Annotated in this window: 17 protein-coding genes and 1 other RNA gene; 1 reads left to right on the forward strand and 17 read right to left on the reverse strand. The window is 42.3% G+C overall.

Going from position 1 to position 23,681, the window contains the following annotated elements; all coding sequences use genetic code 11:
• Position 1: 1 nt before the first annotated feature.
• From CD00_RS0105470 to CD00_RS0105515, 10 genes are all read right to left on the reverse strand, one after another.
• Positions 2–2,284 carry a peptidase U32 family protein gene (locus tag CD00_RS0105470; RefSeq protein ID WP_034462331.1) on the reverse strand — a complete coding sequence of 761 codons (2,283 nt, stop codon included), beginning with the start codon at positions 2,282–2,284 and terminating at the stop codon, positions 2–4.
• 40 nt (positions 2,285–2,324) lie between these two features.
• On the reverse strand, positions 2,325–2,732 hold the full coding sequence (gene zapA, locus CD00_RS0105475; protein WP_026655041.1) for a cell division protein ZapA: 408 nt from the start codon (positions 2,730–2,732) through the stop codon (positions 2,325–2,327).
• A 52-nt stretch (positions 2,733–2,784) separates the two neighbouring features.
• Positions 2,785–3,816, reverse strand: coding sequence for a Holliday junction branch migration DNA helicase RuvB (gene ruvB, locus CD00_RS0105480; RefSeq protein WP_034461988.1), 1,032 nt, complete (start codon positions 3,814–3,816; stop codon positions 2,785–2,787).
• A 6-nt stretch (positions 3,817–3,822) separates the two neighbouring features.
• Complete coding sequence (ruvA, locus tag CD00_RS0105485) at positions 3,823–4,443, reverse strand: Holliday junction branch migration protein RuvA (protein WP_026655043.1); 621 nt, start codon at positions 4,441–4,443, stop codon at positions 3,823–3,825.
• A 117-nt stretch (positions 4,444–4,560) separates the two neighbouring features.
• Positions 4,561–5,943, reverse strand: coding sequence for an NADPH-dependent glutamate synthase (gltA, locus tag CD00_RS0105490; protein ID WP_026655044.1), 1,383 nt, complete (start codon positions 5,941–5,943; stop codon positions 4,561–4,563).
• Positions 5,944–6,005: 62 nt separating this feature from the next.
• Positions 6,006–6,881 carry a sulfide/dihydroorotate dehydrogenase-like FAD/NAD-binding protein gene (locus CD00_RS0105495; protein WP_026655046.1) on the reverse strand — a complete coding sequence of 292 codons (876 nt, stop codon included), beginning with the start codon at positions 6,879–6,881 and terminating at the stop codon, positions 6,006–6,008.
• Between the two features lie 50 nt (positions 6,882–6,931).
• A complete protein-coding gene (locus tag CD00_RS0105500; RefSeq protein WP_026655047.1) occupies positions 6,932–8,368 on the reverse strand; it encodes a chitobiase/beta-hexosaminidase C-terminal domain-containing protein in 1,437 nt (478 codons plus the stop codon).
• A 40-nt stretch (positions 8,369–8,408) separates the two neighbouring features.
• Positions 8,409–9,266 (reverse strand): bifunctional methylenetetrahydrofolate dehydrogenase/methenyltetrahydrofolate cyclohydrolase FolD, encoded by an 858-nt coding sequence (gene folD, locus CD00_RS0105505; RefSeq protein ID WP_026655048.1) that lies wholly within the window; start codon positions 9,264–9,266, stop codon positions 8,409–8,411.
• A gap of 50 nt (positions 9,267–9,316) precedes the next feature.
• Positions 9,317–10,993 (reverse strand): formate--tetrahydrofolate ligase, encoded by a 1,677-nt coding sequence (locus tag CD00_RS0105510; protein WP_026655049.1) that lies wholly within the window; start codon positions 10,991–10,993, stop codon positions 9,317–9,319.
• On the reverse strand, positions 10,994–13,780 hold the full coding sequence (locus tag CD00_RS0105515; RefSeq protein ID WP_026655050.1) for an FtsK/SpoIIIE family DNA translocase: 2,787 nt from the start codon (positions 13,778–13,780) through the stop codon (positions 10,994–10,996).
• Positions 13,781–13,879: 99 nt separating this feature from the next.
• On the opposite strand from CD00_RS0105515, the gene CD00_RS0105520 reads away from it, so the two are divergent.
• Complete coding sequence (locus tag CD00_RS0105520) at positions 13,880–14,449, forward strand: hypothetical protein (protein WP_026655052.1); 570 nt, start codon at positions 13,880–13,882, stop codon at positions 14,447–14,449.
• Positions 14,450–14,521: 72 nt separating this feature from the next.
• Here the strand turns inward: CD00_RS0105520 and CD00_RS0105525 are convergent, their stop codons facing one another.
• From CD00_RS0105525 to rnr, 7 genes are all read right to left on the reverse strand, one after another.
• Entirely contained in the window at positions 14,522–15,355 is an 834-nt protein-coding gene (locus tag CD00_RS0105525; protein ID WP_034461989.1) for a bifunctional hydroxymethylpyrimidine kinase/phosphomethylpyrimidine kinase, read from the reverse strand.
• 240 nt (positions 15,356–15,595) lie between these two features.
• Complete coding sequence (locus tag CD00_RS0105530; protein WP_026655054.1) at positions 15,596–17,368, reverse strand: methyl-accepting chemotaxis protein; 1,773 nt, start codon at positions 17,366–17,368, stop codon at positions 15,596–15,598.
• Between the two features lie 157 nt (positions 17,369–17,525).
• Entirely contained in the window at positions 17,526–18,326 is an 801-nt protein-coding gene (gene proB / locus CD00_RS0105535; protein ID WP_026655055.1) for a glutamate 5-kinase, read from the reverse strand.
• A gap of 188 nt (positions 18,327–18,514) precedes the next feature.
• Complete coding sequence (locus tag CD00_RS17340; protein ID WP_081811963.1) at positions 18,515–20,197, reverse strand: glycoside hydrolase family 3 protein; 1,683 nt, start codon at positions 20,195–20,197, stop codon at positions 18,515–18,517.
• 64 nt (positions 20,198–20,261) lie between these two features.
• Positions 20,262–20,617: a transfer-messenger RNA gene (gene ssrA / locus CD00_RS19765) on the reverse strand.
• Between the two features lie 82 nt (positions 20,618–20,699).
• Positions 20,700–21,167 (reverse strand): SsrA-binding protein SmpB, encoded by a 468-nt coding sequence (gene smpB, locus CD00_RS0105545; protein WP_026655056.1) that lies wholly within the window; start codon positions 21,165–21,167, stop codon positions 20,700–20,702.
• Positions 21,168–21,179: 12 nt separating this feature from the next.
• Positions 21,180–23,630, reverse strand: a complete 2,451-nt coding sequence (rnr, locus tag CD00_RS0105550) for a ribonuclease R (RefSeq protein WP_026655057.1) — start codon at positions 23,628–23,630, stop codon at positions 21,180–21,182.
• Positions 23,631–23,681 lie beyond the last annotated feature (51 nt).

The following is a 23,681-nucleotide window of genomic DNA, read 5'->3' on the forward strand; positions in this document are numbered from 1 at the left end:
ATCATTCCACTCCGCGTTTATAGTGACCCGTGGTATAGTTCTTTTTTTCAAAAGCTTTATCATTGATAAAACTTTCAAGAACATCCCTCGTATCATTTCCGGATTCAATCGTAAAGTCAATCCTGTAATGATCGAAGATGTCCATATCATCAATAGTCTTCATTTTGCCCAAAAGAACTGTCGGATCCGTATTCCATATGACATTGTAGCAGTTCCTGCAATCAGTCGTAACTGTCATGTCATTTCCCATCCTGTCGATCATATGCATTTTCTCGCTATGAACGCTTCCGTTCTTGCCGCTGCATCTGTCTGTAGTCTTCTTTACACAGCCGGCGCTTATCATCATGGGAACATGTCCGTAGATATTATACGTAACAGGAACATCACAAATAGACTTAACCGCTACTGTAACATCTTTTGCCTCATGAATAGTAAGTTCGTATGGAACAGAAATCTCATCAACACTGAAATCTCCCTTCGTACACTCAGAAAGGAGCTTAAAACTCTCAGCATTCCATACATAAACTCCGTAATCGCAGATTACTTTCCCAAGATAATTATTATCTCTCAAATATCCCAATTGCTCAAGGTTTCTTACAAGCAAACCGCACAGATTACCTGCCTTGCAGATATTTATGAGCGTTATAATATCAAGTATTCCGTCAATCTTCTCTTCTCTTGTGACATAAGGAAGAGCCGCGATCACCTCTGTGCCTGCATCTGCGGCGATCTTTAAATCTTTTAAAACACTGTCTTTTTCTTCTCCGAGAAGAAGTTTTGAATCAACATAAATTCTTTCGATTTTCTTTTTGTGCGAATCTCCTGCAAGATATCCGAGTGCAACGCCAAGCTGCTCTTTACTACTGACAAGCACATGTATATCCGCCTTTCTCTTTTGTACCTTCAGATGATTATCTGACGATTCAGCACTATCGATATTTTTATCCGCACTTCGATCATATGCTTTTTCCTTGGCATCACCCGAATCAAGGAGTATCTCAAGCATCTTATCGCAAAGACTGCGTCTGTACTCATTAAGCTCGCTCACAGGGATAAAGATTCCGCATCCTGCCCCGTTGTCATCTATTGAAACAACAACATCATCCGCTTCAAAAGGTGTATTTCCGAGCTTTCTAAGCTGCTTTTCAATATTTTGCGCATCCATCGGTCTGTTAGAAGCCGTCTGAACTTCTTTTCCCGTAATCTCACAGACAACTCCGCTGTTATCCTTTAGAAGCATTGTAAGCTTTGCAGTGCTCCCCGCGGTAAGATTGCAGTAAATATCACACTTTATCTTCTTCTCGTAGCCGAGATATTTTTCTTTTATCATCTTGGAAACTTCTTCAGAAGTTCCGTTATACGCAGGCGATGAAACGGTTACCATTTCTCTTCCGTTATGCCTGTGATAATATCCGTCGCTTATACCCGTTCTGAGATAAAGAGCCTTCAGAATATCCATATCCTCTTTGGATACCCTGTGTTCCTTATCGGGCTCTTTATAGTACAAGTCGATGTATTTTCTGTAAAGCGAAGTTACGCCTGCCGCATACTCAGGCTTTTTCATACGTCCTTCTATCTTAAAAGAATCGATTCCGGCGCTAATAAGTTCCGAAATCAGATCTATCGTGCACATATCCTTAAGACTGATGGGATATTCCTCTTTGCCGTTTGATCCCGCTATTTTATACGGAAGTCTGCACGGCTGCGCACAACGGCCTCTGTTACCGCTTCTCGTTCCAACCATACTGCTGAAAAGACAGGCCCCCGAATAGCAATAGCACATCGCTCCGTGAATAAATGCTTCAACTTCAATATCAGCCTTTTCGCGGATTGCCTTCATTTCAGAAAGGCTGAGCTCTCTTGCGGGAACAACCCTGCAACATCCAAGCTCTTTTAAAAGCTTTGCTCCGTAAACTCCCGTAACGGTCTGCTGCGTGCTTGCATGAACCTCCACATTCGGAAATTCGTCACGCAAAAACTTCATTACCCCAAGATCCTGCACGATAACACCGTCAAGATTCTTTTCGGCATAAGGAAGCATAAAGTCATATACTTCGGAAAACTCTCGCTCTTTAACGAGAGTATTGACTGTCATATAAATTTTTTTATGGTGTAAATGGGCATAAGAAATAGCATCCAGAACCTGGGCCTCATCAAAATTGTCCGCATACGCCCTTGCTCCGAATTTAGAGCCACCAAGATAAACGGCATCGGCACCTGCATTGAAAGCGCCTACCATTGTTTCATAGCCCCCGGCGGGAGCCAAAAGTTCGACTTTTTTCATATTCATATAAAAGGCTGTCCCTAAAGACAGCCCCATTAAATCACCTTTTATTACCTTTAACCTGTGTTTCTAACTGAATTATCTTTTTGGAAGAATCATCAAGTTTACTCTGAAGGCTCTTGCTGTTCTTCTCGGTATTCTCAAGCTTTATCTGCGTGGCGATAAGCTCATGCTTAAGATCATAGAGCTCTTTTTCCTTCTCGGTAAGCTGCTCTTCCATAAGTTCTATCTGCTTCTTCAACTTGAAATAGTCATCCGCAATATTAAGCTGTAACAAAACATTCTGCGTATCTACCGGCTGCCTCTTAAAGCTGTCTAACTTGTTATATTCCGCAATCTTATTGTTAATGTACGAAGCTACTTTCTGAAGATACTCCTCGCCTTCGTAGCCGCTTAAGGTGAATACTTTTCCCCCGATAATTACTTCAGTATCCGTTTTAGAAGCCATAGTTTTCTCCCTGCATAAAAAATCAACCAATAAGCAAATTTGTACTTTTAAATTATATATCGGTATCGACGGGGTTTTCAAGTCCCAAATGAGCATACGCAATATCAGTAACCACGCGTCCTCTGGGAGTTCTGTTTATGAAACCGTTTTTAATAAGATAAGGTTCGTAAACATCCTCGATGGTTCCGGGATCCTCTCCTATCGCAGCCGCCAAAGTATCGAGTCCGACAGGCTTTCCCGCAAATTTGTTTATCATGGTAAAAAGAAGATTTCTATCCGTATGGTCAAGTCCCATCTTATCAACATCCATAAGATCAAGAGCTGTCATTGCAACTTCGCCCGTAACTTTTCCGTCAAACTTAACCTGTGCAAAATCCCTGACACGCTTAAGTATCCTGTTGGCAAGTCTCGGCGTTCCTCTGCTTCGCCTTGCCATCTCAACTGCGCCGCCTTTGTCTACATCGACATCAAGGAGCTTTGCAGACTGCAAAATGATACTGCAAAGTTCGTCAATATCATAAAACTCCATTCTGTGGATCATTCCAAATCTGTCTCTTAGAGGGGCAGAGAGCATTCCCGCTCTGGTTGTCGCTCCTATAAGCGTAAAATGAGGAAGATCCAGTCTTATAGATCTAGCAGTAGGCCCCTTTCCTATCATGATATCAATAGCATAGTCCTCCATAGCAGGGTAAAGAACTTCCTCAACCTGCCTGTTGAGACGATGTATTTCATCCACAAAAAGGATATCACCTTCCTGAAGATTATTTAATATAGCCGCCATATCACCGGGCTTTTCGATAGCCGGTCCGCTTGTGATCTTGATGTGTACGCCCATCTCATTTGCAATGATTCCTGCAAGAGTGGTCTTACCAAGTCCGGGAGGTCCGTAAAAAAGAAGGTGATCGAGACAATCTCCTCTTTTCTTCGCAGCCTCAATATATATCTTAAGACTCTCCTTGATCTTCTTCTGTCCGATATACGAATCAAGGTTTTGAGGACGAAGAGATCCTTCGATCTTTATGTCTTCCCGATTTGCTTCCGGTGCCATTCCTCTGGCGTTTGTTACAATCTTTTTCTTTTCCATGGCTGTTTAAAACATCTCCTTAAGAGCAAGTTTAAGCAGATCTTCCGTATCTGCGGCTGCGCCTGCATCACTTCCGAGAACTTTTCTGACTGCTCTCATGGCATCGGATTGATTGTAACCAAGAGCCACAAGTGCAGCAACCGTCTCATCCTTTGCAGACGAGTTCTCACCCGAAAGTTCTCCTCCAAGTGAATCTCCGCCCTGTGAAAGCAATGAATCCTCCGTAACTTTTATCTTGTCTTTGAGTTCAAGAGTTATTCTCTCTGCAGTTTTTTTGCCTATTCCGGGAGCCTTTGCAATAGACGCACTGTCACCTGCTATAATCGCAAAACGAAGATCGTCCGGCGACATGACAGACAATATTGCAAGTCCGCCCTTAGGACCTATTCCGTTAACTGTAATAAGAAGTTTAAAAAGACCCAGCTCATCCCTTGAAAGGAATCCGAAAAGTGTAAACGCATCCTCTTTGACGTTCGTATAAGTGTAAAGCTTTACCACTTCACCAATTCCGGGCATTCTGTCCATGGTAGAACCGGAAATATTTACGTTTATTCCAATGCCGTTAACGTCTACAACGGCATTTCCCTCCTCGATACTCTCAAGAATACCATTTACATAAGCAACCATATTTTCTGTTCTTTCCGTGTTTTTTATAGATAAACGCTGATCATATCAGTATTTATATAGATTAACAACCGTCACCCGATAACGGGTGACGGTGTTATGTCAATATTTTCGTATATATTACTTGCTCTGAAGATACTCATCAATACCCTTTGCGGCAGCTTTTCCTGCACCCATGGCAAGAATAACTGTAGCAGCGCCTGTAACAGCGTCACCGCCTGCAAATACACCGGGCTTTGATGTCTGTCCGTTGTCTTCTGCAACAATACATTTTCTCTTGTTGATATCAAGACCTGCTGTTGTTGAAGAAATAAGCGGATTAGGTGATGTTCCAAGTGACATGATAACCGCATCGCACTCAATCTCAAACTCAGAACCGGGCACCTCAACAGGACTTCTTCTTCCTGACTCATCAGGCTCACCAAGTTCCATTCTGATACATGTGATTCCTGTTACCCAGCCGTTCTCATCAGCGTGGATCTCAACAGGATTGCAAAGAAGATCGAAGATGATTCCCTCTTCCTTAGCATGTCCTACTTCTTCCTTACGTGCAGGAAGCTCTTCCTCACCACGACGATATACAACATGAACTTCAGCTCCGAGACGAAGTGCTGTTCTTGCTGCGTCCATAGCAACATTACCGCCACCTACAACTACGCACTTTTTAGGTCTCATGATAGGTGTTCTTGAATTTTCATCAAAAGCTTTCATAAGATTGCTTCTTGTAAGGAACTCGTTTGCTGAGAATACACCCATAGCCTGCTCGCCGGGGATATTCATGAATCTGGGAAGTCCTGCTCCGGAACCGATAAATACAGCCTCAAAGCCTTCCTTCTCCATAAGGTCGTCTATAGTAACAGACTTACCGATAACAACGTCTGTCTCAAGCTTAACGCCAAGTGACTTAACGTTCTCGATTTCTTTTTTAACAACCGCATCCTTAGGAAGACGGAACTCAGGAATACCATATACAAGAACACCGCCTGCCTCATGAAGCGCCTCGAAAATAGTTACATCGTAGCCCATCTTTGCAAGATCGCCTGCGCATGTAAGACCTGAAGGGCCTGAACCGATGATGGCAACTTTCTTGCCCTTCTTCTCTTTTGCACCCTCGGGCTTGATTCCCATCTCTCTTGCTGTGTCGGCAACGTATCTCTCAAGCTTACCGATTGAAACGGCATCGCCCTTAATTCCTCTTACGCACTGTCCCTCACACTGACTCTCCTGAGGGCATACACGTCCGCATACAGCGGGAAGTGCACTTGACTGGCTGATCACCTGATAAGCTTCCTCTACATTTCCCTGCTTAACCTGCTCGATAAATGCAGGAATATTGATTGATACAGGACATCCCTGTACACATTTGGGGTTCTTACAATTAAGACATCTGAGAGCTTCTTTCTCAGCTTCTTCTTTATTATATCCGAGACATACTTCTTTAAAATTAGTAGCACGTTCCTTAGCGTCCTGTTCGCGGACCGGAACTCTTACAAATCCATCCATCTTTTATTCTCCTATATAGTTATCGTAAATAGAATATATTTGCGAAACAAATCTTTTATATATCAGTTGCAATTTCCGCATCCACCGTGATGTGTATCACCTTCCTGAGCCTTGAGAAGAAGTCTTCCCTCCTCAGTCTTGTAGAGCTTCATACGATTCATTGCCTGGTCAAAGTCAACCTTGTGTCCATCAAACTCAGGACCGTCAACGCAGGCAAACTTAACCTGTCCATCAACTGTAAGACGGCAAGCTCCGCACATTCCCGTTCCGTCAACCATAATAGGATTCATGCTGACAATTGTAGGAATTCCAAGCTCTTTTGTAAGCTTGCAAACAAACTTCATCATGATCATAGGTCCGATAGCTACGCAGTGATCATATTTATTTCCTTCATCCCAAAGATCCTGGAGAGCCTTTGTAACCATTCCGCTTCTTCCGTAAGAACCGTCATCTGTTGTGATGTGAAGGTTACATACTTTCTTAAATCTCTCCTCCATGATAACAAGATCTTTAGTCTTAGCACCGATAATAACATCGCAGTCAACACCCTGTTCTTTTAACCACTTTGCCTGAGGGTAAACAGGAGCTGTTCCTACGCCACCTGCGATAAATACGATTTTCTTTTTCTTTAAGTCTTCAATGCTCTCTTCGCAAAGATCTGAAGGCTTACCCAAAGGTCCGACAACGTCAGCCAAGCAATCGCCAGCCTTGAGTTTGGAAAGTTTATGTGTCTCAGCTCCTATAGCCTGAACAACAATCTCTACAGTCCCCTTTTCTCTGTCATAGTCGCATATTGTAAGAGGAATTCTTTCTCCCTCCTCATCAACACGGATAATCAAAAACTGTCCTGGTAAACATGCGTCCGAAACACGAGGAGCCTCAACGATCATCTGATAGATGTTCGTAGTAAGCTCATTTGCCTCTAAAATCTTGAACATAGTCATCCTCCTCCAATATCTGGTAATAGTATATAAAAATAAATTACTCTTTATTTGATGGTCTTTAATGTAAATCTGCCACCGGTATCATATCCGAGATGATTAAGCGTACCGTCATGCGTATTAACGGCAAACAATCTTCCCGTCTGAGTTCTTGTTCCGTCTCCTCGAACAAATTCTTCGATGATCTTATAGTACTCACCGGCGCCCGGAACCTCAATTACAGAATCATAAATATATTCATTATGTCCGCCGCCTCTTACACTTCCCTTTTCATCAAGAAGTACATCGAGAGCAAGAAGTTTACTCACAAGTCGTTGCACAGCCTGTTCTTTGGTAACTTTTCTGTCATACGCAAGAACATATTCACGTTCGACTATCTCACTCGGATTACCTTTTTCATTATATGCAATAAACTTAAAATTAGATGTTCCCATAGGCATAGGAATAGGCTCGGTATATTCCTGTGAGTCCATGGTCGGATCTGAACCGTCGGTTGTATAATAGATCCTGCATCCATCACCCGCTATGGCTACTATCATGGTGTTTTCTTTATAATCACCACTTGGTTCCATGATCTCGGGAGTAGGTGCCGTTCCGCCTTCTATTATAAAAGTTCTTTCAACGACAGAGCTTGATACACCATATTCATTGATAGCTATTGCTTTAATATTGTATTCGCCGTCTTTATCAATCTCAAATTCACTTCTGTACGCGTTGCTTCTCTTTGTAGGAGCGTCCTCATTTATTGTGTAATAAATGCTTGAACCGTCATCAACTGAAATTGAAACTGTGACTTTTTCCTCGTATGTTCCGTCTCCGGGAGTGAGTTCAGGGTCACTTGGAACATATTCTTTTCTAAGTGCCTCAGCAGATTCATTCTGACCTTCATTAAGAATCTCAGCTATTTTATCATATTCTCCCGCCTGTTTATATATCGAAATTATACTTTCGTACGCTGATGTAACAGAATCTTTTGGGTAAATTGACGAATCGGTTATTATTCTCAGCGTATCAACCGCATTTCCGGTTGACCCAAGTTCAAGATAACAATCCGCCAGTCCGAAAATAATATCTGTATTATAGGGATATCTCTTATTTCCTTCCGTGAGGTAGGCAACCGCCTCATACGTGTTGCCGTTACTCTTTGCCTTTTCGGCAAGTTTAAGATATTTAGCTCCTGTTCTGTCTTGAGACATAAAGATCAAAGTGACAAAAAGAACTAGGATCAGTATTCCTAAAAGGCTTCCAATGATGACATTCTTCTTTTGCTTAATATATTCAAAAACATCATCTTTATTTCTGTATTTGATCACAACTTTGGGCTTATCATCTTTAATGAGTCTATCTGCAATCGATGATAGCGTTGTATCTATTTCATTTTCTACTTCCGGCTCAAACTCCGGAACAATATTTATCTCCGCGCCACATTTATCACAGTACAGATGTCCATCGGGTATCTCGGCGCCGCAATTATGACATTTCATATCTTATACTCCACTATTATCTCTACTCTTTTTTCTACAATCATCTAAACATTGTAGCAGCTTCATAACAGTTGTTCATAAGCATAGCAATAGTCATGGGACCAACGCCACCGGGAACCGGTGTAATTGCCGAAGCAATCTCTTTTACCTCATCAAAGCATACATCTCCGCAAAGCTTACCGTCTTCATTTCGGTTAATTCCGACATCTATTACAACTGCACCTTCTTTTACATGATCTTTTGTGATCATACCGGCTTTTCCGACAGCTGCAATAAGAATATCCGCTCTCTTGCAGACTTCTTTAAGGTTCTTTGTTTTGGAATGCGCAACCGTAACGGTTGCATTTTCTCTCAACATCAGCATTGACATTGGTTTGCCGACAATATTGGATCTTCCTACGATAACACATTCTTTGCCGGCTATATCTATCTTGCCGTCGCACCCTCTCTTTAAAAGTTGAATGACTCCGGCAGGAGTGCAGGATACAAAGCCTTTCTCACCTATGCAGAGTGCACCGACATTCATCGGATGGAATCCGTCTACATCCTTCCTCGGACTAATGGCATCGATAACCGTCTTCTCATCGATCTGTGAAGGAAGCGGCATCTGAACAAGTATTCCGTTAACGTCATCTCTGTTGTTGAGTTCATCGATAAGCTTAAGCAGCTCTTCCTGCGAAGTTTCCTTCGGAAGCTCATATGAAAGAGATCTATAGCCAATATACTCACATGCCTTCTTCTTATTCCTTACATAAACCTGAGAAGCAGGATCTTCTCCGACAAGGATCACGGCAAGTGTAACCTCTATTCCCTGTTCCTTAAGACGGGCCGTTTTTTCTTTCAGTTCATCTTTTATAATCTGCGAAATCGCTTTTCCATCTATAATCTGTGCGCTCATGTGTACTCCTAAATGTAAATAGTTTTTATGATGATCAAATCAGTATTGCATCAGAACAATCCTGTAATCTTGCCGTTCTCGTCAACATCAATGTCGTAAGCGGCAGGATGCTTGGGAAGTCCGGGCATTGTCATGATGGCACCTGTGAGTGCAACCACAAATCCCGCGCCGGCGGAAACATAGACTTCTCTTACAGTTATATTGTATCCGGTAGGTCTTCCAAGGAGGCTCGGATCATCAGACAATGAATACTGAGTTTTTGCCATACATACCGGAAGTTTTGAAAATCCCATTTCTTCGATCTTAGCGATCTGTCTGCTTGCAGCAGGTGTATATGTTACTCCGTCTGCTCCGTAAATCTCTGTAGCAACCGTACCGATCTTATCCTTAATCGACATATCATCACTGTAGATAGGCGCATAGTTACTTGGCTTTGTATTAATTGTATCAATAACTTCTTTTGCAAGAGCTTCGCCGCCTTCGCCGCCTTTTGCCCAAACTTCGGCAAGAGCAAATCTGCAATCCTTTTTCTCGCAGAACTCTTTTACAAAATTAGTCTCTTCTTCAGTATCTGTAATAAAGGAGTTGAGTGTTACAACAACGGGAACGCCGTACTTCTGGATATTCTCGATGTGCTTCTCAAGGTTTACGATTCCCTTCTTAAGAGCTTCAAGGTTTTCTTTTCCAAGCTCTGTCTTAGGAACTCCTCCGTTATACTTAAGTGCTTTGATTGTTGCAACAAGAACAACCGCATCAGGCTTAAGTCCTGCTATTCTGCACTTGATATCAAGGAACTTCTCAGCTCCGAGATCCGCACCGAATCCTGCCTCGGTGACGGTGTAATCAGCAATAGAAAGAGCTGTCTTTGTAGCTCTTACCGAGTTACAACCGTGTGCGATATTTGCGAAAGGACCGCCATGGACAATAACAGGTGTGTGCTCAAGTGTCTGAACAATATTGGGCTTAAGCGCATCTTTAAGAAGAGCTGCCATCGCTCCGACAGCCTGAAGGTCACCCGCTGTTACAGGCTCACCCTTAAAGTTATATGCAACAATTATGTTTGAAAGTCTCTTCTTGAGATCTTCAAGATCGCTTGAAAGGCAAAGAATAGCCATAATCTCAGAAGCAACCGTGATAACGAAATGATCTTCTCTCGGAACACCGTCTGCCTTTGCGCCAAGTCCCACAACGATATTTCTGAGCGCACGGTCGTTCATATCCTCAGCTCTTTTCCAGATGATCTGTCTTGTATCGATCATAAGCTCATTACCCTGCTGGATATGGTTATCAAGAAGTGCGGCAAGCAGGTTGTTTGCAGAAGTGATCGCATGGAAATCACCTGTGAAATGAAGGTTTAAGTCTTCCATGGGAACAACCTGAGCATATCCGCCACCTGCAGCTCCACCTTTTATTCCAAAGCAAGGTCCGAGTGAAGGCTCTCTGAGTGCGATAACAGTCTTATGTCCAAGTCTGTTAAGGGCATCTCCGAGTCCTACGGATACAGTTGTTTTTCCTTCTCCTGCGGGAGTGGGGTTGATCGCTGTAACAAGAATAAGTTTTCCTTTCTTGTTGTTTTCAGCCTTTTTAAGATATTCCTCAGTAAGTTTAGCCTTGTATTTTCCGTAAAACTCAAGGTCGTCCTCTTCAACACCTACCGACTTTGCAACTTCTTTGATATGAAGCATCTTAGCTTCCTGTGCAATTTCAATATCACTTTTTACTCCCATTTACTCTCCTCCTACCATTTGTTCAAATTCAACTTTTGTCATAAGGACTTTTCTTGGCTTAGTGCCTTCTTCATCACCTACAACACCGGCTTCACAAAGCTGATCCATTATCCTGGCCGCTCTGTTAAATCCAATCTTAAATACTCTCTGAAGCATTCCGATAGATGCTTTCTCTTTATCTATGATCATCTCTCCGGCCTGGACAAAATACTCGTCTCTGGCAGATGCCGCATCGCCAGAACCTGCTGATGTGCCGCCTCCGCCCTGGCTCTGAATGTTCTGAATCTGCTGTTCTATTTCCTCACCGTAAGATGATTCTATTCCCTGATTTCTCAGGAAATCTGTAACTGCCTGAACTTCCTTATCGGAAACAAATGCGCCCTGCATTCGTGCCGGCTTTGTATATCCCTGAGGATAAAAGAGCATGTCTCCCTTTCCAAGGAGCTTCTCCGCACCGGTTATATCAAGGATTGTTCTTGAGTCAACACCACTTGATACGGCAAATGCAACTCGGCTCGGCATATTGGCCTTGATAAGGCCTGTGATAACGTCAACCGAAGGTCTCTGAGTTGCTATGATCAAATGAATACCGGCTGCTCTCGCAAGCTGTGTAAGTCGGCAGATTGCATCCTCAACTTCATTTGCGGAAACCATCATAAGGTCTGCAAGCTCATCTACGATAACGACAAGCTGTGGAAGAACCTGTTTCTCCGGATCACCGCTGTTTTCAACGGATTTGTTATATCCCTTGAGATCTCGGACACCCGCCTCGGCAAACTTCTTGTATCTGTTTGTCATCTCGGCAACAGCCCAGTTAAGCGCAGCCGCAGCTTTTTTAGGATCTGTCACAACAGGAATCATAAGGTGTGGGATTCCGTTGTAAACGCTGAGCTCAACGATCTTGGGATCGATCATGATCATCTGAACTTCTTCAGGTTTAGCCTTATAGATAAGGCTCATGATTATTGTATTTATACATACGGACTTACCAGATCCCGTAGCACCCGCGATAAGAAGGTGCGGCATCTTGGAAATATCCGTAACTACCGTCTTTCCTGCTATGTCTTTGCCGACAGCAAAGGCAAGTTTTGATGAGAACTCCTTAAACTCTCTTGACTCAAAGAGATCTCTTAATGCAACAGCCTGATTTTCCTTGTTCGGAACCTCGATTCCGACTGCAGCTTTACCTGGAATGGGCGCTTCTATTCGGATATCCCTTGCAGCAAGGTTCATCTTGATATCATCGGCAAGTCCGACGATCTTGTTGACCCTGACACCCGCTTCGGGCTGAAGTTCAAATCTTGTTACCGAAGGACCCTGACTTATATCAGTAACAGTTACATTTACGCCGAAAGTCTTAAGTGTCTCCTGCAATTTAAGTGCCGTCTCCTTAAGCTGTCTTGCAGTCTCAAGGTTTTTATTCTTAACACCCTTCTCCAAAAGACTTACAGGAGGGAATACGTATTTCTTGGCAATTGCACGTTTATGTGCCTCAATCTCTTTTTCCATTCCGACATTAACCGTATGCGGTCCGGGGCCTGAAGGAACATGCACAGCTTCGGCAGTCGATGTGATCTTGGACGAAGCGCCGGGCGATCTGGAAATATGGTCCTGAGCATGTATCGCATAATCGCCGTTCATGCCGTTTCCAAGATCTTCTGCATGTATCGGTACATCGGGAAGAATATCTTCCGGTGCTTCTTTAGGAGCAGCCTTTGCCACAAGCTTACCGTGATTATCAGGTAAAGCAACAGGCTCCTCTTCCTTTGATGAACCAAAATCCATGCTGTGAATTCTTGGCTCTGTGACAAGAACTCTTTGTCCGTCAGGTTCAATGTTTGTCTCTATCTCATGCTTATTGAGCATGATCTCATGAATATCGTCGTGGAACTCTTCCTCATCGGGAATAAATACGTTCCCAACGTTTTCTTCTTTATTATCACCATAAATATGGATATTATCACTTTTTTCTTCTTCAACATCTTCTTTGGTGATGTTGGTATCAAGCATTACTCCCCGAACATTTTTCTCCATCCTGAGGATCTTTGCGTCTTCTTTTTGTTCAATGGCAAGGCGTTTTTCTTCTTTTATCTCAGCTCTGCGCTTCTCTGCCATCTCACGCCTTCTCTCGGCGTAGTCTCTGTAATTTGCAGCATCTTCTCTTGTTTTCTCAATAAGCTTCCTGCTACCGTTTCTGATACCACCGACAAAAGACTGTTCGGTAAATATCACCATGCTAACAATGCCTATGAGAAGCAGTACAAGAGCCGTTCCCGCAAATGAAAGGTGTTTGTACAATACATAAGCAAGGGTTCCGCCGAAGAATCCGCCTCCGTCTCTACCCGCTTTTGCTGAATTAAATATAAATGCAACATCGTAATTCTGCGCCTGCTGTGGTCTGTTCGTAAAAAGCTCCGCGATTATACCTATCATAAAGAAAAGTACAATTCCGGAAACGACCTTACGCTGTGCTGCACTTGAGCCGTAATTTGCCACTGAAATAAGAACAGCGCCCAATGCCACAAGTGGTGCAAAATACGCCGTAATACCGAAAAAGCCAAATAATATTCCGCTTACTGCACTACCAAGCTCTCCGCAAACACCGAAATTACATAAGAAAAGGAAAATTGTTAAAGCGACCATTGCAATAACCACAAGTTCGCTTCTTAAAGAATAGTCAATTTCTTCTGCTTTTCTGGCGGAAGTGTTTGCTCTGGAGTAGCTTCTACCCGTACTCCTCGAAGCGGTCTTTCTTGTCTGTTTTCTACCATTATTACTCTGTGCCATATTCTCCCCTTGATTTATACAAAACTCTTATAAGTATACCATTTTCTAACCCCATATGCTATACTAACGTTATTGTAGTTTTGCGTAAAGGAGATAAAAATGGAATTCACACAGGAGTTAGAAACAGGCACTTTTAAAATGGTCGGCGCAGCGGAAGCAACATTAAAACTTAAAGAAGTCGCCGAAAAGTGCAGACTTGTCAGAACAGACAACGGGGTTAAAGTAGAGCTTGCATACACAGGTCCTAACGCCGGTAAATATATGCAGTACATTGAAAAGCATAAAGAAGAGCTTACAAAGTATCTAATGAATCCCGACGAAACCGATCTTTACGAATGGATGGAATCATCACATCAAAGTCCCATCACTCTCAAGAAACATGAGAAAGAAAAGCTGCTTTTGTATGTAAATTTTGATCCTACTACAAGAATTATGTTAACAGGAATAGCCGACGAAAACGTAACTCTTAAACTCGGCGCTCCTCTTATGGAAATTAACATCGACGAACTCACAAGAGACGAGTTCAAGCTCAAGATCTACAACATGCTTTTACTCGCCGATGAAATTGCAGTTCTTATGGGAAATCTCGACCTCCGCAAGATGTCAAATATCCAGATTGTAAAAACATATCTCGCAGAAATTTACGACAAATATCATGAAAACCCTTGATCCAAAACATAAAGCGGTGTAATGAGCTTCAATACTCTTTACTCCGCTTTTCTATTGCAACAATCTATATATTTATATAATAAGCATTCCGAGATTCTTTTCAAATGCTATTCCTTCATTTCCCGAAGCACCGTCTTTTTCAGCATCTTCAACAGACGCACGTATGAAATCCCCCGCAAGTTTTGAGGCTTCAAGAACATTCATACCGTTAAGGATTCCTCCAAAAAGAACTGCCGCAAAAAGATCTCCCGTCCCCGAATAATGAACACCGTTTGTATGAGACTTTATAAGGCCGTGGCCGTCTTCCGTTATCATAAGATTTCCGACTTCGCCCGCTTCAGGTACCGGTATTCCCGTAACGGCTATTATCTGCTTTCTTGCTCCTCTGACTTTTTCGGATACTTCAAGTATATAATTTATAAGCTCATCTCCCGAATACTTACGGTACTCACCGGAATCAACATCCGCAAGAAGGCAAAGTTCCGTTATATTCGGTGTTATTATATCAGCCTCTTTAACCATCTCCTTAATCGCGCCGAGAAGCTCTTCCGAATAATTCATGTATCTCTCACCGTCATCTCCAAGCACGGGATCAACAAGTACACGTGTGCCTTTAGTCTTAAAAGCCTTTATGAACTCAAGCGCATTATTGGCCTGTACCTCGTTCAACATAAATCCGGTAATGATTCCGTCAAAACACGCTTTTTGCTCTTTGTATTTGGCTGTATACTCCGGTATAACTCCCGTAAGATCCTTACAATAATATGATGAAAAGCCCGTCTGAGCACTAAGTACCGCTGTCGGCACCGCACATGTTTCTATTCCCATTGCTGAAAAGACTGAAATATCTGCCACAAGTGAACATTTTCCCAAACCGGAAAGATCATTTATTGCTGCTACTCTCATTATGTTTCCTCTCTCGCCTGTTTATTTATAGCACTTTTCCAATATACTCCCATTCTGGTATCACATAAATATACAGCTCTATATAATTATTAAATACCAGATTCATCTGCACATCGATTGCATCCCTGCAGAACATATTTAATTGAATAGGGAATTTCGGAGAAATTTCAATTAAAAAGGCACGACCCAACAATGATATGAGCCATGCCTTATAAATCTAATCAAACAGCGATCCAAAGATCACAGATTAACGAACTGCTTTGTACTGTCAGAAAGCTGGTTTGTAACACGGTTATTGTTATCCATAGCCTCTCCGATACCCTGCATTTCTCCGACAATCTCTGTCGAGTTAGATGCTGAAGTATTGATTGCTACAGTACTTTCCTTAACAGACTCACTGATTGAAGTAACGGATGTTGCCATCTCAGCCATGATTGCATTGAGATTATCAGCCTTCGCATTGAACTTACTGAGCATATTGTCAATGATTACTGCTGTATTGCCGTACTTCTCACCGATTTCTACAAATGAATCATAATCGGAAAGAACTGTTGTGTTAATGAAATCAAGAACCTGAAGTGCATTATCCGAAAGGTCCTTAACTGCGCTTGTAACATTCTGGCTGATTGCCTGAATATTTCCGGCTGTCTGTCTGCTGTTTTCAGCAAGTGAACTGATTTCTTCAGCAACAACCGCAAAACCCTTACCTGCTTCGCCGGCTCTTGCCGCTTCAATACTTGCATTAAGCGCAAGAAGGTTAGTCTGTGATGCAATATCAAGAATGACATTTGTAAGTTCACCGATCTGGTTAACCTGCTCACTCTCTTTAACAGACATTTCAAGAACCTTACTGAGTTCTTCCATCTTAGCACCTGTATTGCTCTTTTTAAGATTAGCTTCATCACGAACGTTTGATGCCTCAACCTTGATCTCCGTTGCAGCTTCCTGTCCGCCGTATACTTCATCATTTATGCTCTGAGTAGCACGCTTAACATCTTCAAGCTTATCAAGCATACGATTTGCTGTATGTGATACATTCTCCATACTTGCAGAAAGTTCTTCGAGAGCTGCCGATGTATTTGAAACATTGTCATTTGCCTTCTGAATCTTCATGGAAACTTCTTCTTCAGAAGTAGCAAGTACCAATGTACCCTCTCTGATCTCACGCATGATTGTCTGAAGAGTTTCAATGAATCTGTTGAATCCCTTCTTAAAATATATAAGCTCAGAATCAACGCTTGTCGTAATTCTCGAAGTAAGGTCACCCTGACCGTTATCAATTTCATCAATGATCCTGTTAACTTCATTGGACATTGAAGAAATCTTACGGATAATAAGGAAATAGTTCATAAAGAATGTTGCAATAATGCAAAGGATAAAGATGCTAAGTCCGATAATAGTTTTTGCTACCGCACCGTTTCTCATATCTATCATGTCATAGATAGATCCTGTTGCAATCTGCTCCACAGCATAATTAAGCTCCTGCAAATTCTGCTCCACTACTCCGAGCTGATCCTTTACATCTGTTTCCATCATGTGTGCACATGAAGCACCTTGCGCCTTCTTCGCAAGCTCATATGCCTCATCAACGAGACTTACATACTTCTCAACACTTTCCGACAACTGCTGAGCTACACTCAAGGCTTTCACCGAATACTCACTTGTATTCTTTCCAAGCTCATCCATAAGATCTGTCAGATTCTTTTTGAGCTCCGCTCCGTTCTGCTGCACCACATTTTCAATATTCTTCTTCTGTTCTCTGTCTGTATATATATAACTAAAAGGCTGAGAATACAGGAAATAGACCTTGGCAGATATCTTGCCTTCGTAATTATTTACATTGGCAATATACGACATAAGGGAAGAAGACATATTAACAGAGTTGTCCAATGAATCCATCGTTGCAAACATGACCAGTCCAAAAACAAGAGCCATAATAACGTTAACGGCAATAACCTGAGATAGAATAGAATTAAACCACTTAATACCACTTTTTTTTCGTTTGTGTCCCATATAACCCTCCAGATGCTAGTTGTAATAAAGCGCATTAGTTTACTCAATAATAATATAATTGCATTATAATTTAAGCAAGCTGAGTTAATATAAATAGTAAAAATTTCATATATTTATCCAGTATTTGCAAGAAATTAGTTAAAAAAATGCTACTTTATCACTGTTCTTTAGCAACAAAAAGTGTTCCTACTTTCTTTTTTTCGATAATATCATATAATTTTTCCGGGTTTTTTCCGTTGGTAATAAGCACGTCTATTCCATGTGATGTAGCTAGTTCTGCCGCTTCCAGTTTAGTGATCATTCCGCCGGTTCCTCTGTTTGAGCCCGATCCGGACGCAACACTCTTAAGTTCTTCAGTTATCTCTTCTACTCTGCTGATAACCTTGGCATTGGGATCCGTATTGGGATTGCCGTCGTAAAGCCCGTCAATATCAGAGAAAATAATTAGCTTACTTGCATTACAGAAAATAGCAACAAGCGCAGAAAGCATATCGTTGTCGGAAAAGAGCTTCTTATCCGACTCAATCTCCGTATGGCTAACCGAATCATTTTCATTAACTATGGGAATAATATGATTTTCCAAGAGTGCATCGAATGTATTCTTGAGATTTTCGCTTCTTACAGGATTACAGAAATCCGCATTATCAAGCAAAATCTGTCCGACCATTCTGTTATATTCACCAAAGAATTTATCATACAGATGCATGAGCTCTGTCTGTCCGACCGCTGCAGCCGCCTGCTTGAGCCTTATCTCCTTGGGCTTCTGCGCAAGGCGCATCTTTCCTGCGCCTACCGCAATCGCTCCCGAAGATACCAGTACCAGATCGTACCCCAGATTCTCAACACCGGACAGTGCTCTGCATAAATGATCAAGTGAACGAATATCAACATTTCCGCTGTCATTCGTTATAGTAGATGTTCCAACTTTTACAACTATTCTCTTCTTACTTACGCTCATATCAGTTCCTTCTTCACTTTATCAGAATAAATTGATTTTATATTGGCATAGTTAATTAGTCAAGAAGTTGCTAAATTGAGCCTGTGAAGTAAGATAATTAGTTACCTTTTTCAAGAAATGGTCTCGCAAATTTGACATTAAAGAAATCGATGAGCGGTCCCATAAAGAATGCCGTTAATATGCCACTATTACGAAAATAACTTGTAAATCGCCGCAGTCACATTAATTCCCGGTCCGTAGCATGCCAGCAGCGCATCTGCGTTATTGTAGTTTGCAAGGTCATACGGAAGATTCGTACTAAGCACCACACTCTTTTTGCCACTTGTCTTTGCTTTTTCAATCAGCACATTTACCGAAGCAGTGTTTTTAAGATCCTCTCCCATCGCGCAGGAAGATATGCATACGACCACATCCGCTTTTTGGATATCGGAATCTGCAGTAGCCGGCAAGCCGCCTTCAGTGCTCACATATGTAACAGACTTAGCTCCTGCCTTTTGAACACCTGACTTGATTGCAGATAATTCATCTTTCTTAGGATAAAAAATAACTACCTTCTTATCTTTTCCGACAGGACAAACGCCGTCATTTTTCTCTTCCTTAACGCCTGCTGTTGCAAGCTCCCATTCAACAGCTTTATGCTGCTTAGAGCCGACCAAGCTTGCAGCCTTCTTTGGAGAAGCTTCTACGGAAGTATCCAAAAGTCCGTATTTATCCTTAGCCTGCAAAATTCTCATCACAGAATCATTCAGTCTTGCTTCGGAAATCTCTCCGCTTTTGACCTTTGCCGCAAGAGCTTCAATATACGCATCCACATCTTTCAAACTCTTGGACGAAGTAAGGCTTACAGGCATCAAAATGATATCCGCGCCGGCATTTATCGCTCTGGCCGATGCATCAACCTTGTCAAAATTCGTAGATATGGCATCCATCTCCATAGAATCGGTAATGATAAGTCCCTTATATCCAAGTTTTCCTCTTAGGATCTCCGTCAAAAATTTCTTTGACAAAGTCGCGGGTAAATATATCTTTTGTCCGGAAGACTTTGAAACGCACATTTCCTTTTCTATCTGCGGGTATTGAATATGCGCCGTCATTATAAAATCCGAAGCCGAAGCAAGAGAAGCATACGGAACGAGCTCTGTTTTCACCAGCTCCTCATAAGTCTTATTGACCTTTGGAAGTCCTGTATGGCTGTCAACATCCGTATCTCCGTGTCCCGGAAAATGCTTAAGACAAGTCATTACACTCTGTCCATGAAGGCCGTTTACATACTGCAATCCAAACTGCGTTACAACATTTGGATTTTCCGAAAAAGACCTGACACCTATAACGGGATTTGCCGGATTACTGTTCACATCCACAACCGGTGCAAAATCAAGATTAAATCCCTGCACAGCCAATTCCTCACCGATCACGTTTGCAGCTTTAAAAGCATTTGCAGCATCGCCCGTCGCCGCAACAGCCATGTTTCCCGGCAACTTCGTACCGGTCTTTAAACGTGTGACTCTTCCGCCTTCCTGATCTACAGCGACAAACATCTTGGATTTAAAACCACCACTTAAATGTGCTTTCTGAATGCTGTTTATCAACTTCGTTGTCTGAGCCGCATCCTTAGTATTCTGCGAAAAAAGAATCACTCCGCCAAAATCATATTTCTTCAGAGCACCTGTAATCTCCGAATTTAAAGAAGTCAGCTCCTTATCGTTCCAGGTTCGCATCGACGGCATGATCATCTGAGCCAGCTTTTGTTCCACCGTCATTGATGAAGCAATAGCCTCAACCGACTCCTTCGCTTTTGCATAACTACCGTTATTGCAAGATACCCCTGTTGCCATCACGCATGCCAAAAGAATTGATGTAAATCGCCTCATATGATCACCTTTCTGTTGTACATTTATGAATATTGAAAAAGCGCGTAACCACGCGCTTTTTAAGTTATGGATTAGACGGGAGTCGAACCCGTGTCCAAAAATTCATCCCCTGTACTTCTACTATCATAGTCAATTATTGCGGGATTCTGCATCCCTGTTCCCTCATGCCTGCAGTAATTGACAACCGCAAACAATCGGTAGCTTCATGATACGACCACAACCGCAAAGCTTAAGCTGTGTCGTTTCCTACAAGTTTTGACGCCGATTACCGGATATGTAGGTGTACCCGGGTCGACGGGCTGCACTTAGGCAGCGTATGCTAAATTATCGTTAGCGTTTAATTTTAATTTGAGGTTTAACGCACCATCCTGCGGATAGCTTCTCCAGCTTCAAAATCCCTGTCGAAACCTTTACTAACCCTTATTAAATTATATGCAAAGAGCCTGTGGCTCTTATTGCTTATTAAGTATATCGTCTAAACAGCCATTTATCAACAGCTTTATCACTTAAATCTCATCTTGAATTCTTTTTCAGCTTCTCTCTGCTGGTCTTTCTTGGCCATATCCGCACGTTTATCATACAGCTTCTTACCTTTGGCAAGACCAATCTCGACCTTAGCCCTGCCGTTCTTAAAGTACACTTCAAGTGGAACAAGTGTATATCCCTGAACCATCTTCTGCTGGTCGAGTTTTCTTATCTCAGTCTTGTGCAAAAGAAGTTTCTTAACCCTGAGCGGATCCTTATTAAAGATGTTTCCCTTCTCATACGGAGTGATATTCATTCCCATGATAAAAGCTTCACCTTTATCAATACTGATCCAGGCTTCTTTTATACTGCACTTTCCCTGGCGGATAGATTTAACTTCCGTTCCGAAAAGTTCAATACCTGCCTCGTATTTTTCTTCTATAAAATAATCGTGATAAGCCTTTTTGTTATTGGCTACCAGCTTTCTTGCCTTATCTTCTGCCATAATAATTCCTTTTTATTTTCTTCTTTTCCCTTTGCCCTGAGCGCTTCTTGCAGCCTTACTCGTGGCAGACTTCTTGTATTTATGCACCTTGTAAACTTTGCGGGTTGATTTCTTCTCGCCGTTATCATCAGTCTTTTTTCTTCCGGAACGTGATGATTTCGCCGCAGAACCTCTTCCGGCCTTAGCACCTTTTTTGCGCTTAGGCTTAGGCTCTCCCGTCCTCGGATCGGGCTCATACTCATTAAGATCTATCAGCCTGCCCGCATATTCAACTAGTCTTTTCCTGACAAGCTCTTTTGCAGAATCCTCCGAATCGTCAAACTCATCCTCTGAATAGTCTACACCCTCGTTTATATTTTCCGCAGCTTCACTGAGCTTTCTGATCTTCCTTGCCTTATCCTCGGCAATCTTTCTTGCTTTTGGAACAAAACGATCCCCAACAGGGTAAAAATCTCCATCATCGCTATCGGGATCTATCAACATAAAGTCTATCGTCTTGGTAATCCTGTCAGCTCCGAGAACACGTATCATGACTTTCATTCCAAGAGTATACTCTTTGTGATATCGCTCTCCCACAAGCTTCATCGAAGTTTCATCATACACGTAGAAATCATCTTCCATTGAAGCCGCTCTGATCATGCCCTCGCAGGAGTTTTCAAGTTCAACGAACATTCCCCACTGAGTAACGCCGGAAATAACACCTTCAAACTTCTCTCCGATATGATTTTCCATGTACTGGGCCTTCTTGAGCTTTTCAGTCTCACGCTCAGCCTCTTCCGCTCTTCGTTCCATCTCGGATGAATGCTTTGCAACTTCATCCAAAATTTCCTCATAGTGAGAAGCCTTGGCCTCATTCATCCTTCCGCGAAGATGATCCTTGATTATTCTGTGTATCTGAAGATCGGGATATCTTCTTATCGGTGACGTAAAGTGGCAATAGTAATCAAACGCAAGTCCGAAGTGTCCCGTGCAGTCTGTGCTGTACTTAGCCTGCATCATGCTGCGAAGAGTCATTCTGCTGACTACCGCTTCTTCTTTGGTTCCTTCTATGCCCTTTAAGAGTTTCTGTATCTCTTTTGGCTTAACTCCCTCATCTCTTCTGGTTTTGATATGGAACCCGAAGTTATTTACAAAAACAGAAAGAGTTGCGATCTTCTCAGGATCGGGCTGTTCATGAATACGATACACGAAAGGACTCTGCATGAAATAAAAATGCTCTGCAACAGTCTGATTGGCAGCAAGCATGAAATCTTCAATAAGCTTTGTTGCCGTATTTCTTTCACGCATAACTATATCTGTAGGATTTCCGTCCGCATCAAGAAGAATCTTTGATTCAGGAAAATCAAAATCAATGGCACCTTTCTTCTCTCTCTTTTTCCTGAGAATACCGGAAAGAACCGCCATATCTCTGAACATGGGAACAAGATCTTTGTACTTGGCAATCTCCTCTTCATCCTCATCTTCAAGAATCTTCGCAACCGAAGTATAGGACATTCTCTCGTTGACGTTAATGACTGACTCAACTATGTTGTGGTCGACGATACCGCCGTTTTTATCGACAGTCATAAGACAGCTAAGTGCAAGCCTGTCTTCGCCGTGATTTAAAGAGCATATGCCGTTAGAAAGTCTGTGCGGAAGCATAGGGATTACTCTGTCAACAAGATACACACTGGTTCCTCTCTTGAGCGCTTCCCTGTCAAGTGCAGAGCTCTCCTGAACATAATTCGTAACATCGGCAATATGAACACCCAGATGATAAAGTCCCTCATCATCAATATAGAGGCTTACCGCATCGTCAAGATCCTTGGCATCCTCACTGTCAATGGTTACCATAGTGAGATTCCTTAAGTCCTCTCTTCCGTACATATCGGCTTCGCTGATAAAATCAGGGCACTTATTCGCCTGGTTTATGACCTTCTCGGGGAACTCCGTGGGGATTCCGTTATTCTTTACAATAGACAGAATATCTACTCCGGGATCGTTTATATTTCCGATTATCTCAAGAACTTTGCCCTCAGGCTTCTGTCTCTTGGCTACATTTCCGTAGTCGGTTAATTTAACAAGAACTTTGTCGCCGGTAACAGCCTTATTATGATGTTCTATCGGGATAAAAATATCACTGGTAAACTTATCACTGTCGGGAATAACAAAGCCAAAATTCTTCTCAGCCTGGTACGTTCCGACAATCTCTTCAATACCTCTTACAAGAATATTTCTGATACGGCCTTCTTTTCTTTTACCCGTCTGTTCTTTCAGAAGCTCAACTTCAACAGTGTCGGAATGATAAGCCCCGTGCACGTATTCCTCGGGGATAAAAATATCCTCATCCATATCGTCAACGCTAACAAAGCCGAATCCTCTGGCGTTTGAGATAAATTTACCCACTATAAGCTCAGCGGATTTTTTCTTGCTTCCGCCATATACGCTGTCTTCTATTCTCTTAAGTTTTTTCCCCTTACTCATAATTAAGCTCCACGACATTATGTCAAATACGAAATAAGGCACTCTAAATTA

The organism is Butyrivibrio sp. AE3003 (assembly GCF_000686065.1).
Lineage (GTDB): Bacteria > Bacillota > Clostridia > Lachnospirales > Lachnospiraceae > Butyrivibrio > Butyrivibrio hungatei_A.

Excerpts from the sequence above, each read along its gene's own strand:
- CD00_RS0105470 (WP_034462331.1), bottom strand. The coding sequence starts at position 2,284 with ATGAAAAAAGTCGAACTTTTGGCTCCCGCCGGGGGCTATGAAACAATG.
- zapA (WP_026655041.1), bottom strand. The coding sequence starts at position 2,732 with ATGGCTTCTAAAACGGATACTGAAGTAATTATCGGGGGAAAAGTATTC.
- ruvB (WP_034461988.1), bottom strand. The coding sequence starts at position 3,816 with ATGGAAAAGAAAAAGATTGTAACAAACGCCAGAGGAATGGCACCGGAA.
- ruvA (WP_026655043.1), bottom strand. The coding sequence starts at position 4,443 with ATGGTTGCTTATGTAAATGGTATTCTTGAGAGTATCGAGGAGGGAAAT.
- gltA (WP_026655044.1), bottom strand. The coding sequence starts at position 5,943 with ATGGATGGATTTGTAAGAGTTCCGGTCCGCGAACAGGACGCTAAGGAA.
- CD00_RS0105495 (WP_026655046.1), bottom strand. The coding sequence starts at position 6,881 with ATGTTCAAGATTTTAGAGGCAAATGAGCTTACTACGAACATCTATCAG.
- CD00_RS0105500 (WP_026655047.1), bottom strand. The coding sequence starts at position 8,368 with ATGAAATGTCATAATTGCGGCGCCGAGATACCCGATGGACATCTGTAC.
- folD (WP_026655048.1), bottom strand. The coding sequence starts at position 9,266 with ATGAGCGCACAGATTATAGATGGAAAAGCGATTTCGCAGATTATAAAA.
- CD00_RS0105510 (WP_026655049.1), bottom strand. The coding sequence starts at position 10,993 with ATGGGAGTAAAAAGTGATATTGAAATTGCACAGGAAGCTAAGATGCTT.
- CD00_RS0105515 (WP_026655050.1), bottom strand. The coding sequence starts at position 13,780 with ATGGCACAGAGTAATAATGGTAGAAAACAGACAAGAAAGACCGCTTCG.
- CD00_RS0105520 (WP_026655052.1), top strand. The coding sequence starts at position 13,880 with ATGGAATTCACACAGGAGTTAGAAACAGGCACTTTTAAAATGGTCGGC.
- CD00_RS0105525 (WP_034461989.1), bottom strand. The coding sequence starts at position 15,355 with ATGAGAGTAGCAGCAATAAATGATCTTTCCGGTTTGGGAAAATGTTCA.
- CD00_RS0105530 (WP_026655054.1), bottom strand. The coding sequence starts at position 17,368 with ATGGGACACAAACGAAAAAAAAGTGGTATTAAGTGGTTTAATTCTATT.
- proB (WP_026655055.1), bottom strand. The coding sequence starts at position 18,326 with ATGAGCGTAAGTAAGAAGAGAATAGTTGTAAAAGTTGGAACATCTACT.
- CD00_RS17340 (WP_081811963.1), bottom strand. The coding sequence starts at position 20,197 with ATGAGGCGATTTACATCAATTCTTTTGGCATGCGTGATGGCAACAGGG.
- smpB (WP_026655056.1), bottom strand. The coding sequence starts at position 21,167 with ATGGCAGAAGATAAGGCAAGAAAGCTGGTAGCCAATAACAAAAAGGCT.
- rnr (WP_026655057.1), bottom strand. The coding sequence starts at position 23,630 with ATGAGTAAGGGGAAAAAACTTAAGAGAATAGAAGACAGCGTATATGGC.